The 12463-nt window shown below is 56.1% G+C and carries 8 protein-coding genes; 1 reads left to right on the forward strand and 7 read right to left on the reverse strand.

The window, feature by feature from the left end:
- Positions 1 to 40: 40 nt before the first annotated feature.
- The 7 genes from SH661x_RS12750 to SH661x_RS12780 form a co-directional block, all read right to left on the reverse strand.
- The gene (locus SH661x_RS12750; protein WP_437221942.1) at positions 41 to 988 is read right to left on the reverse strand and encodes a DUF1559 family PulG-like putative transporter; all 948 of its coding nucleotides are present in this window, start codon (positions 986 to 988) and stop codon (positions 41 to 43) included.
- A gap of 222 nt (positions 989 to 1210) precedes the next feature.
- Positions 1211 to 5137, reverse strand: coding sequence for a PVC-type heme-binding CxxCH protein (locus SH661x_RS12755; protein WP_437221944.1), 3927 nt, complete (start codon positions 5135 to 5137; stop codon positions 1211 to 1213).
- Complete coding sequence (locus SH661x_RS12760; RefSeq protein ID WP_437221946.1) at positions 5134 to 6447, reverse strand: MFS transporter; 1314 nt, start codon at positions 6445 to 6447, stop codon at positions 5134 to 5136. Before SH661x_RS12760 ends, SH661x_RS12755 begins: the two co-directional genes overlap by 4 nt.
- Positions 6448 to 6554: 107 nt before the next feature.
- Positions 6555 to 7427, reverse strand: a complete 873-nt coding sequence (locus SH661x_RS12765) for an NAD(P)-dependent oxidoreductase (RefSeq protein WP_437221948.1) — start codon at positions 7425 to 7427, stop codon at positions 6555 to 6557.
- A gap of 463 nt (positions 7428 to 7890) precedes the next feature.
- Positions 7891 to 8271 carry a transposase gene (locus tag SH661x_RS12770; protein WP_437221950.1) on the reverse strand — a complete coding sequence of 127 codons (381 nt, stop codon included), beginning with the start codon at positions 8269 to 8271 and terminating at the stop codon, positions 7891 to 7893.
- Between the two features lie 28 nt (positions 8272 to 8299).
- A complete protein-coding gene (locus tag SH661x_RS12775) occupies positions 8300 to 8569 on the reverse strand; it encodes a LamG domain-containing protein (RefSeq protein ID WP_437221952.1) in 270 nt (89 codons plus the stop codon).
- Between the two features lie 267 nt (positions 8570 to 8836).
- The gene (locus SH661x_RS12780) at positions 8837 to 10210 is read right to left on the reverse strand and encodes a neutral/alkaline non-lysosomal ceramidase N-terminal domain-containing protein (RefSeq protein WP_437221954.1); all 1374 of its coding nucleotides are present in this window, start codon (positions 10208 to 10210) and stop codon (positions 8837 to 8839) included.
- Between the two features lie 842 nt (positions 10211 to 11052).
- On the opposite strand from SH661x_RS12780, the gene SH661x_RS12785 reads away from it, so the two are divergent.
- Complete coding sequence (locus tag SH661x_RS12785; RefSeq protein WP_437221956.1) at positions 11053 to 12249, forward strand: alpha/beta hydrolase family protein; 1197 nt, start codon at positions 11053 to 11055, stop codon at positions 12247 to 12249.
- The last annotated feature ends 214 nt before the right edge of the window (positions 12250 to 12463 follow it).

Here is a 12463-nt window from a genome sequence, read left to right on the forward strand (position 1 = left end):
GGAAGCAGGTCCGGGACACCCCCGCTGAAGTCAAGCGGTTTCAGAATTCACCGATGGGATTTCCGTCTTCCCGTGCGATGAGATATTCCATGGTGCTGTTCACAGCCGTGTCGGTGTTGTGATTGGTGTTTTCGCTGATAAAGCGAACCGAACCGTCACACAGTACGAAATGGGCCCCGCCCACGTGATTACTGCTGAAACCACGAGGGTCGAGATTCAGCAGATATTTGCCACTGGCTGTGACGGTCGACATCCCATAGAACTGCGAAGTCGCAGTGATGGATGTGGGAAGATCTTCGTCCATGTCGTTCGCTGCAAATAGAAGAGCAGCTCCAAGCGTATATCCTTTGATCGAGTAGGCCCGTTCACCCAGAGCAATAGTGTTGCTGGTTCCGTCGGTGATATCTCTCATGGAGATCTTGCGTAGCCCGATGAAATATGGTGTTCCTGCGCATCCGAACACTCCGTTTGCATTGTCACCCCGTTGCCCTGCGAATGAGCAAATTGACGCCACGTAATTCGAATTGCTGGTGCCGATGCTGGCTCCGTTGAGGCCCTGACGGAATGTCCAAACAGAATTTAATGTCGGGCCTGTATCAGAAGGACATCGGAATGCCGGGTACCCGGTTTGAAGTGCGGCAAGCTTGGCAGTCACTTGTGCGGCGGAATGGGGCTTATCAGTGTTGACGCCGATTACATTGAAGGCGGCCGCCTGATCGATCATGGGAAACAGCATCACGCCCCAGGCCCAGTTATTCCCGGCACCGCCCTGTTCACCATAAATTCCGCCGGGAAAACAGTTCACCTGTTCATGATAATTGTGAAGCGCCAGGCCCAGCTGCTTCAGGTTGTTTTTGCACTGTGTTCGTCTTGCAGCTTCTCTCGCCTGCTGCACTGCCGGCAACAGCAGTGCGATCAGCACTGCGATGATGGCAATTACGACTAACAGTTCGATCAATGTAAAACCACGCTTTTGCGAACGCTGCATGACGAGACCTCCAGAAGACCGGGAAGAACGGAAATCGATATTGGAGCGGATGCGGGCAGGAGAATTGCTTTGAAGGCCGCATCAGGATTCATCAACTGTATTTGAAGTACGCTTCGGGGAGACATGGTGTTTCTGCTAAATGATTTGTGAAAATTGATATGTTCGGGGTCAGACCTTTCTGTCTCAATTCTCGTGGTGGTGAGTGATGCCTGATGTGGATTATCACTGCGGGGAAGCTGACTGCCGTTCGACGTCCTGAATGAAATCCTGACAGGCAGATGCCGCATCGAACTCTCCCCCCTCATGGATTTCCACAGCGAACACCAGTCGCAACGCTTTACCAGGAGAGACCGTCACCTTGCTGGGTTCCCCTTGCTGCATGGCTGCCCGTCCGAACGGGTTGGCGACAATCAACCCGTAGTTCCGGACGTGCCACCAGGCCGGGCGGAAATTGGAAGGAGAGGACATGACGGCAATTCCATAGGGACGCCCCTCCATCACCTCTGAGGCATCGCACCACTCCGCTGGCTCTCCCCAGATGTTCTCCGCAGTCCGTTTCTGTCGGCTGTCGAGCAGCGTTCCCCCCTGAAGTTCTGTCAGCGGCCCCGAGAGACGAACTCCGAAACCCATTTCCTCCTGATCCCCGAGCCTGATCTCGCCCCCGTCAGCAACAATGCTGGCGTCCCAGATGGCACGCCACCCGTGAGGTCGGCGGGAGAATGTCAGCCTGTTCAGAAGGCGGCCGAGTGGTTGCTGTCTGGAACTCAGAAGCTGACTTTCTGTCGTCCATGTCAGATTCCCGTTGACGTCTCGAGGTTCTTCAATGAACTGAAGGTGCTGAATCCGGGCCTGATTTCTCCAGAAGTCCTCACCATTGAGATCTCCAAAGGCCAGCCAGATGCCGGGGTGCATGGTGTCGTGATCGATCGCGTCGACATCTGGAACCGGCGGATTCGGTCGCGTGATTCTTGTTCCATTCCCGGTCCGAATATTGGCCAGATGCGGACGCAGGATCCGTGGATCCGCATAGACGTATTCCGCGACTTCCTGATCTGCCAGCAGAACGCGGACCCGGTCTGAGGTCCGTTCGAATCGAAACCCCTCAGGCGTCGACGAGGACGTCGAAGCGGAGAGTCCGGATTTTTGCGTGAGGAGGAAAGCGGTGAGATCGGCAATCTGTTGAGACGTCAGCAATTGAGCCTGTGAGGGCATGGCCGAGATGCGGGCAGATTGCCGAGTCTCGATCTCCTGCTTGCGAAGTTTGACCGCTTCGCCGGTTGTCAGCCCCAGCGAGACGAACAGTCCACTTTCTTCCAGGAGCACTCCCGAGTAGATCCGTCCATCGTCCATGACAATTTGCTGAAGTGTGAATCCCTCAGTGATCACCGCACTGGGATCGATCATTGATTGCACGATGTGTTTGGGATCGGCCCGTCGTCCGAGATCGGCGAGGTTCGGGCCAAAGCCATTTCGAGTTGTGTCCAGGCTGTGACATTTGAAGCAGCCCGCTCCTCCCCGGTGCTTGAAGAGAATCTCTCCGCGTGCGGGATCGGCATTTGCGAGATCCTTCAATGCCGAATCGATCGTGGCAGGTTGAAGCTGCTGCGATAAAGGTAACGGTTCCAGAACGACGATGTACTGACTCTTTCCGCCAGGGACTGCGTTGTCGGTATTTCCCCCGAGTTCAATGCGGCCTGGAGGAAATTCCCGCGTCACCAGCTGGAACTCCCAGTGATCGGCCCCGATCGACAGTGAACTGGGGGTGAAGCTGTGTGCCCAGGTCGGCAAGGAAGGGAGGCGACGATCAAACGCCACCCAGACCCGCAACGGCAACGGGGAATCGAAACTCAGGAAATCTTCCCCGGAAGACGCATCATCTTCATTGAACGTTTGGATGAAATCGGCGCCGAGCAGCGGTTGGGGTATCTGCGTGAACGTGTAATTGCGGTCGCAGTAAATTTGACTTCCCGGAGCCAGTCCACCCGCCACCACTCGATACCCCGCTTCGTTCCCACGCACATGAAGATTCAAGGCACATGGAACCGCTCCGGCCGTCGTATTCGCGGTGGACAGCGGCTTTCCCGCGAGCATCGGGGCGACGTCGGCAGCAGATTTTTCAAGCCAGCTTTCGACAATCTCCCGCACGTCAACGGCAGGATCCGATTGCAGTGAAGCCACTTCCGGGCGAGTCAGTGCGTGAGTTTCCAGCAACGCCAGCAGGGCTCCCCTTCGAACGCGGTCGCGGTCATCATGCAGGAGCGATTTCAGCAGTGCGGGACTGGACAGGGTGACAAGACCTCGCCACGCGGAGTAGTAGGTGACGGGATCGGTTTCTGTTCCGAGGTGATCGACCAGCAGTGCGACCGCATCCGCTCGACCGGACTGAGCCAGGGAAATCACAGCTGCGGATCTCAACCGGGGTTCCGGGCTATGAAGTTGTTCAGTGATGACGTCCGGAATGGGGCGGGACGGATCCGACTTCAGGTCTCTGCCAAGAATTCGAACCGCCTGCAGTTTCAGATTCAGGCTTGATGTGGAAGCTGGCTCTAGAAACGTGAGGAGATTTCTGGTGATCGACTCTCGTGCTGAGGGCATCAGCCGACCGAGAACCCAAACCGTCCATGTCTCCTGGTGTTGAGAGAAACTCCCCTGCTTCAACGTTTCAAAGAGTTCCGGGACGAGTGACGGTCCGCGACGCACGAGTTCATCCTGTGCATCGATGACCCTGACAGGCAGAAGTTCATCCAGTTCATTGATCAGTTCGGCAACCGACCAGCCTGAGAGGTCCGAATGAGCCGGACGGGCGGGAACTGCCTGCTGAGTTCCATTTTCCCAGGTGACGCGAAAGATTCGGCCTTCGCTGATGATCTGCCCGTTTTCGTACTCGGCCCCATAACCGCGGCTCCATCCCAGAATCCACAAGGCACCATCCGGTCCAAATTCCATATCGGTGGGGCGGAACAGAGACGCTCCCCCCTCCACGAACGGTTGCCAGTCCCCCTTTTCTGGACGCATCATTCCCCCGTCCCAATGGGGGCGCCAGACGAACGTCGTTTTTCGCAGCCAGTCGTTGATGAAGAACAGATTTCGATATTCCGGGGGGAACGCCTTCGATCGCCCATAGACAATGCCTGTTCCTGAACCTTCAAACAGCGGCCCGCTCACCGGCGCTGTCGGCGCGTTGAACTGATGGGACCAATGCGCGCTCCAGGGATGGTTCCACCCAAAATCCGCACCTTCGAATGGCATGAAGACGCGATCTCCCTGCGTCTGGTCGTTGTCGGTTCCCAGCATCTGGAAACCGCTGTCGAACGTGATGTCCCAGGGATTGCGAAGCCCGCGCGAGACCACTTCCAGGTTCGCCCCGCCGTCATCGCATCTTAGAATTCCGCCACAGACTCCCCAGTCATCCACCGGATCGTGGTAGGCCCGACGATATGTTTTTGCGCTGAAGGTTTTGGGAAGTGGAATGTCGGGAGTGCCGGGAGGCGCGCTGACTCCCCACAGGTCACGGAAAGGTTTGGGGGCGACCCAGTCCGGAAGCGTCAACCCTTTCGAATTCCCTTTACTCATGTAAAGCTTTCCGTCCGGAGCCCAGTTGAGGCCATGGAGTCCATGCTCGAGATTTCCCAGATCGGTGTAAACCAGCACGTATTCGTCGGCCTCATCGTCGCCGTCCAGATCCCGCACAATCGTGAAGTCCGGAGCGTTGGCGACCCACAGGTCTTTCCCATGCCATGCCAATCCTTGAATCGCATTGAATCCGGTGGCAAAAGTCTTCGTCGTCTCCGCGATTCCGTCCCCGTCTTGATCCGTCACCAGCACGACAGAATCGCCGGGTGTTTCGGGGGTCGGGTTGCGGTACTGCGGTCCCATCCCGATGAACAGGCGTCCGTGGGTATCAAACGCCATGGAACAGGGCTGCCGAATCAGCGGTTCGCGGGCGAACATCGTGATCTTGAATCCCGGCGGAACCGACGGAAGAAGATCAGGATCGGCAGTGCGATCTTCGAACTGGGCAGCTGCGGGGAGGGTGCACAGCAGTGCCATGCAGAACGTGAGTCTGCAAAGCAGCGAACTATTCATAATCCGAGTCAGTTGCATGTTCACATCTTTTTGCAGCAGAGGCCGGGCCAGCAGAATCTTCACTTCGATACTCCACTCAGTTCCTGGGAATGGAGACGATCCGTGGCGACACGTGGAGCGGGAGAGTCATTGGAAATCTCACTCGACGTTCTGGGGATCAGCCAGACGGCAATCAGTCCCAGTCCGTAGATCGATGCGCACAGCGTGCCGACTCTGGGATAGTCTCCGCCCATCCAGGCGAAGAGCATCCCCACTCCCAGCACACCCGCAGCGGTCGCAAACCGTCCGGAATTGAATGCCAGACCGCTTCCCGTCGCACGCAGCCGTGTCGGAAAGATCTCGGGCAGATACACCGCCAGCCAGCCGAAATACAAGGTCGCGACAAACCCCTGCAGAAAGACGATGGGATGGAACGACCTGGTCAGCGGAGCAGTCCCCTGGAACAGCAGCACGGTGAATGCAAACGCTCCCAGGCTGATGAAGCCGTAACTCCATCGCCGTCCCATCCAGCTGGCAAGCTGTGCTCCCAGAAAGCTTCCCAGGACTGCCCCCAGAGCCCACCATCCCTGCGTGATCGCTTTGTATCCTGCATGTGAATCTCCGGCGACTTTATCAGCCCATGGGATCATCCATTTGCTGGCGGCCCACGCACCGACCATCGGAATGGAACTGATCAGGATGGCCGTCAGCGTGATTCGACGGAGGTCCGGACCAAACAGTTCCGACAGGCGGGGCGTTTCCTTCTGTTCGATCTGTCTGCGTGATGCCAGCCAGCGAGGCGATTCGGGAACAAACAGCAGGATCAAAACTCCCAGCAGTGCCGGAAGACCGGAAAGTTGAAACAGCCACTTCCAGGATTGGGGAGTCACCGGCCAGAAATGAGCCAGTTGTGAAAGAGCGAGAATCCCGACGTTCAGTCCGGCGCTCATGACCCCTGAGACGGTGGGCCGGGAGGCGTTCGGCCAGCACTCCGAGACCAATGCAATTCCGTTGGGCCACATCCCGCCGACTCCCAGTCCGACCAGAAATCTCAGCAGCAGCATCTGCTCCTGCGTCTGCACAGACGATCCGATCGCGGAAAAAACCGAGTAGAAAAGAATGCTGATCCCCATGGCACGGGTCCGGCCAATTCGATCGCCAAGGTTGCCCATCAACAGTCCGCCCATCGCTGCTCCCAGCATCAGTGCTGCGGTGAATCGTGCAAACCAGTCCCCTCCCAGAGTTGGCGTGTAGGCTTCTCCGAGAAGACCCTGTGAAACAGACAGCGAGGCCAGCGGCATCAGCCCCAGTTCCATGCCATCGAATAACAGACCTAGAAATGCTGCCGTCAGCACGGTCGTTCGCGCGGACACGGAAAGCGGAGCCAAGGCCATCAGCACGCCTCTTTCAAAAAGTCCATTCCATCGTGATCCGGAACAGGTGTCGTTGTCGGGGCGGAGATTCAACAGGTCAGGTTTTCACGGGACTCAGGAGGCGGTCGCTATCCAGGCTCTTGTGCGCACTGCCAAAGGACATCGATGATTGCGCTGTTGTCCAGTTCGCCGAGTCCAGCTTCAACAGCCGCTTCCAGTAATCTGTGGTGTGTCCGCGACATGGGCAGGTTGATGTGATGATCCTGCGCTGCATCGAGCATCAGGTTGACGTCCTTCAGATGCTGAGACAGCCGGGCCTGAACACTGAAATCCTTTTCGACCATTTTTCTCCCTTTGGCTTCGAGCACCTTGGAGTTCGCTGCACTGTTCTTCAGGACTTCGAGCGCAATTCCCGGTTCCACCCCGATGGCATCGGCGAAGACCAGTCCTTCTGCCAGTGCGGCCCGGTTCAGTCCCAGCACCAGGTTGGTTACGAGTTTGAGCTTGGCTGCGTTCCCGCAACTCCCGACATGAAAGACACGCTTTCCCAGGACAGGCCACAGGTCGGCGCACTCCTCGAACGCCTGCCGTTCGCCCCCCACAATGACGGTCGCGTGCCCCATCCGCGTCTGTTGGCTGGACCCGGAGATGGGCGCATCGAGATAGCGGACTCCACGGTCGGCAAGCCAACGTTCCATCATCACGCTTTGCTCGGGAACTCCGGTCGTCGTGTCGACGAAGCATTGCCCATCCCGCAGCGTCGGTTCAATTCCGTTGATGACTTCGTGGACAACGTTGCTGGAGTACAGGCTGATGACCACGCGGTCGCAGTCACGTCCCGGTTCTTCGCTCCAGACAGCTCCCTGATCAATGAGCGGCTTGGCTTTTTCCCGCGTCCGGTTCCAGACCCGGACGTCGAATCCCTGCTCGAGCAACCGTTCGGAAATGGCAGTCCCCATGAGCCCCAGTCCAATGACGCCAACCTGTCCGCGGGTACTCATGAGATTGTCCTTGATGAATCGCTCGCTGACTGGAGACCAGCCGGCGCTGGAGTCTCCAGTTTGAAAACTGACTGCGACAAGGATGATTTTCTAAACCAGAGTCCCATTCCGACATGCCAGAAGTGACAAATGGTTTGTCAAAACTGATAAGACTCCGCTGATGCATGTTCGGGTTAAGGGCCGTGAATTTCGCACACCGCGAACAGTGACTGAGTCACTTGTGAAGTTCACTCAGCCGCAGGCGAACAATGGGGCTTTCATGCAGAACGTCTTCCGAATCACCGGAGTGCAAACTGCACGAGGGAGTACGGACATTCAAAAAGAGCCGGTGATGAAGGCTGAGAACCAGATGAAGCCTGCAAAATTGCAGGCTTTTTTCTCGTAACGTGTGGCCACTCTCCAGCATCGCTTGATCCGGCAGAAGAAACGTTCAATCACGTTGCGGTGTTTGTAACGCTGTTTGTCATAACGCGTCTTTCGCTGACGGGTCGGGTTGGGACGAGCAGACTTGGGCTTTCAACTGTCGGGATTGCTCCCGGATCGCGTGACTGTCATACGCGGCGTCGGCCACCACGTGCCCCACGGTACCCGGAACAATCTGCTCCAGCAGCACCTTCGCCTGAGGAGCATCGCCCCGCTGACCTGCTGTCAGAATCAGATTCAGAAGTTGCCCGCATCCGCTCACAGCCGTGTGCAGTTTTGTCGTCAGTCCTCCTCGGCTGCGTCCCAGGCAGCGCCGCGGGTGGGCGTCTTCTTTTTTTCCGACGGTTTGAGTCGTCCGGTCGACGAGACTGGATGGGCTTTCACACTGCTGAGATCTCGCCAGTCTCAAGGAAATCGCCATTTCACGCCAGACTGAATGTCCGTACTTCCTAGCGATGGGCCTCGTCGGCGAGGTCCTTCAGCTCCTGTGCAGTCAACGCCCGGCTGTAGAGGCGGACATCCCGGAGTCTTCCGTTGAAGTCGTCATGCCGGCCGCTTCCGATCTTGAGCGGGAGATTGTTGGTGAGATCGAACTGGTCACGTTGAAGTTCCGTGGACTGGCCGACCTTTTCACCGTTCACAAAGAGTTGCAGGGATGCGCCGTTTCGCGTCGCTGCAACGGGCTGCCAACCGGCAGGGAGCTCATGGTCATGTGTCACGCTTTTGCCGGCCTCAAGCGAAAGGACACGTCCAGAAGGCAGAGTTCCGCAGAATAATTTTCCATCATAACTCGAAGCGGCCGATAGAGGCTCACCCATTCCGCAGGCCGCGCGTTGCCCGCAACCTTGTCTTCATGTCGACTCGTCACAAACCCGTGCTGCGGATGCTCGCTGGCCAGTCATCTCTCACCCCACTTCTCAATTGCTCCTTCATCAATAGCAAACGTAGGAATGGCAATGTGAAGTTGAAACGGTCCGGCTCAGGAGTCATTGAGTTGCGAGATCGAGAGTAGATTTCACAATGATTTCTTCAACCTCAGGAGCCCAGATGCTCGGCTGTCCGTAATAAACCATTGCTCCTCCCGCTTCGTACCCCCCTTCAAGCAGAACTCGTCTGGAAGGAATGTATGCCATGACGTCGTTGCTGTAGCTCGCGCACCAGATGCTTGTCGGCACGGCTGCGATGCCGGAATTCTCTTTGAGGCGAATCGCGTAATCGACGACGACTTCTCCCCCCAGAAAGACAAACGACACTTCGTTCCCCAGCTTCCAGACTTCAACAGGATAGGGGTAAGACGGATGGAGAGGGTGACCGCTGCCGATTTGTTCCAACAGCATTTTGGCACAGGCCGCGACATACTGATTCGTTGATTTTGCGTCTTCTTCAAGTCGCTCATTTGTAGGAAGTGCGGCCAACGGCAGATCCACTTCCTTGTAATGCGTCTTCAATATCGGGCTGACGGACTCCATCTCAACGTCGACGACTCGTTGAACGGCGTTTGCCAGTTCCGCGCCATAGCTTTTTGCCAGGTCAATGGTGCGGCGGGGAAGAGGGTTCTGATCTCCACCACAACCCGCCCAGAACATCGCCTGACAACCGGGGTAGGTCTCCTCCAGGCTCAACTGAGCGAATCCGGCGTAATCGCCAGACCATTGCATGATTGACAGGACTGTGTTGTGGCAGGCATACCCAAACACGATCGCCTCAATTTTTCCCTCCTTCCGCACAACCAGGACCGGCACATCGTGGTCGCTGGGGCCTTGCAGCTTCCCTTCCATTCGAAGTGAAACCACATCGTCCTCTTTATTGGTGCGGCGGTTCACCGCAAATGTCGCCTGCCCGCTGCCCCATTTTACTTCGGCTGGCTTCAGCTCTGATACCGCTTCGGCGACCGCACCTACGATCGCCGCTCGCAAGAACACGGCGTACTCTTTGACCAGATTTTGATTTTCTGCATCGAAAAGAAATTGCTGCATTGGCCTGAGGTTGCCATCTACCACGGGGCCGGTGTGCGTGTGAGAGCAGCAAATCGCAATCTGGCTTCGATCCCAGTGCTGTTCGCTTTGAATTTCATCGCAAATCTTAAGCGAAAGTGTGCGGTCGATCCCCACAAGGTCCAGTGTGATCAACGCCGCCTGGTGTCCTTGTGCATCCTCCAGAACCAGCACTTTGGCCCACAAATCGGTTAAAGCGCCGTCGGCATGTTTCATGCCGCGGCCGGCATAACCGGCCATCGGCATCGGCATCGGTGGCGTGATCCTGGCACGAGCCGTTCCAGCTCGCCAGTCAGCTGCATCTGCAGATGTGACGATGCTCAAACCGCAGAGACATGCCAGAATGAGGAGTGATTTGAACTTCATTCGATCGTTTTCCAACAACAAATCTCAGCGTCGATATCAATACCGAAGGACTAATGTCTTTTTGAGGGACGATGCTATAAGACAGGTGCAACGGATTCTTGAAGGATTCGCGCATTTTTTATAAAAACTTGCGCATGGAGCCGATGAAGGAGGATCTCGCAATTTTTGGGACCGGCGAGGGGCTCACCGACGATGACTGCATCTTTTTCGGTTTCTAACCGATGCCCGGGGCCGCGCTAAAGACCGGCGCGGACAATTCACCTTGGCCAATCCGGCCCCTGCCGCTTTTCTTGTCTTTCGGCAGGAAATCCGCCTGATGGAATCAGGTGTCGATGTTATCGGATGATTTGTATTCGATGACAGAATTGCTGAAAGTAGCTGATCGAATGCAAAGAAACGATCTCGTTATCGTGCGAACCGCTTCACGGATGGGACATTGTTGATCACCCCACTTCTTCTTAAAACTCTCGCCAAACGCGGAGATCGAGGATTGGTTGCTGACGAGATGTGTACTCCTTTGATCGGAGGAGGCAAGGAAGCGAATCTAAACCGCTGAACGTCACAATTTCTGGGATAGATGGAACAGTTTGCACGGTGAAGTTCGTTCCAAGTTTTGCCGGCAATTCTCTCGAGAGGTCAAATGTCGGGGATCCTGTCTGACTCTTCCTGAATGAGAGCGCTCCAAGCTCATTCTGGACAATTCTCGAGTTATCTTGATTTCGACGACATGCGCAATCCTTTCAAAATAATGCGCAGCTTGTTCAATCTTCTTTCGCTGCGGAAGACGAGAATGAATGTCTGGCTTATAATGATTTTTCTTCCGAACATCACGTTGAATGAACATGTCGTCATCCCACCAGCAAACGCGAAGAAGCAAGGGTCTTTCATGCCGGGCATTCGAAGGTTCCCCGTCCTATCCGCTTCTCATCGCACTGCTGGTGGCGGTCATTGGTTCTTCCGGCCTCTGTGATGATCCAACTGCCGAAGGACCGGCAACGATCGCCACGGAAGAACTTCCTGTGCGGAGGCTTCCCCGAGAGAACCAGCTTCTCTTTCATGATCCTCAGGGAAATGTTCAGCCTGTTCAGACCATTGACGATTGGCAGCAGCGGCGTCTTGAGGCTCTTCAAGGGCTGCAGGCCATCCTCGGAAAAATGCCCGGTCCCGAAAGAGGCTGTCCGCTGGAGGTTCGCGTCGAAGAAGAGGTGGACGCAGGAACGTATCTTCAGCAGAGAATCACCTACCAGTCAGAGCCCGATTGCCGTGTCCCCGCGTTTCTCCTGATCCCCAAGGGAGCGCTTCAAGAGAAATCGTCAAAGTGTCCGGCTGTGCTGTGCCTGCATCAGACCAGTTCTCTCGGGCCGCGCGAAATTGTCGGGCTCGGCGGGAATCCGAACCTCTGGTATGGCAAAGAACTCGCTGAGCGCGGATATGTGGTCCTCGCTCCTAACTATCCCCTGTTGGCCGAATACCATCCCGATCTGAAAAAGCTCGGATGGGCCAGCGGGTTACTCAAAGCCGCTTGGGACAATCAGCGCGGACTGGATCTTCTGGATTCCCTGCCGTATGTGAAATCGGGACAGTATGCCACGGTCGGACATTCGCTCGGGGGGCATAATTCCGTCTTCACAGCCTTGTATGACAACCGTTTGAAAGCAGTTGTCTCCTGTTGTGGTCTGGATGCGTTGATTGACTACTACCGAGGAGATCCCAACGTCTGGTTGCCGGAACGAGGATGGACCCAGACCAGGTACGTCCCTCGACTTGGTGCTTATCGCGGCCGGTTGCAGGACATCCCTTTTGATTACCATGAAATCATCGCAGCATTGGCACCACGCTCGGTCTTGATCGTGGCACCCGTCAATGACAGCAATTTCCGTGCGGACAGCGTTGATCGGATCGCCCAGGCAGCCAGGCCGATCTTCAACTTATATGGTGTTCCCGAAAACCTGATGATCGAGCATCCCGATGCAGGTCACGACTTCCCGCCCGAGATGCGTCAAAAATCCTATCTGCTCATTGACTCCGTCCTGAAATGAAGAATCGTGGGACGCTTTACGGCCAATGTGATTCGCAGTGTCAAATTGCGGCATGCGACTTTACTGCCATCTCGAGCGTCTTCTGCACCTGACGACACAGTTGTTTCGCATTTCGCTGTACTTTGTCCCGTTGACGAGATGGTTTGAACAGATCAAGAGGATCGACGCCCTCACACAATGTCCGGCAGATCGATTCCTGAACATGGGGAGGCAC

Origin of the sequence: Planctomicrobium stercoris (assembly GCF_051465655.1) — a bacterium.
In the GTDB taxonomy this organism is placed as follows: domain Bacteria; phylum Planctomycetota; class Planctomycetia; order Planctomycetales; family Planctomycetaceae; genus Planctomicrobium.

Bases quoted from the DNA above. Each gene is read 5' to 3' on its own strand.
- SH661x_RS12750 (WP_437221942.1), bottom strand. From the start codon at position 988: ATGCAGCGTTCGCAAAAGCGTGGTTTTACATTGATCGAACTGTTAGTC.
- SH661x_RS12760 (WP_437221946.1), bottom strand. From the start codon at position 6,447: ATGGCCTTGGCTCCGCTTTCCGTGTCCGCGCGAACGACCGTGCTGACG.
- SH661x_RS12765 (WP_437221948.1), bottom strand. From the start codon at position 7,427: ATGAGTACCCGCGGACAGGTTGGCGTCATTGGACTGGGGCTCATGGGG.
- SH661x_RS12770 (WP_437221950.1), bottom strand. From the start codon at position 8,271: ATGGCGATTTCCTTGAGACTGGCGAGATCTCAGCAGTGTGAAAGCCCA.
- SH661x_RS12780 (WP_437221954.1), bottom strand. From the start codon at position 10,210: ATGAAGTTCAAATCACTCCTCATTCTGGCATGTCTCTGCGGTTTGAGC.
- SH661x_RS12785 (WP_437221956.1), top strand. From the start codon at position 11,053: ATGTCGTCATCCCACCAGCAAACGCGAAGAAGCAAGGGTCTTTCATGC.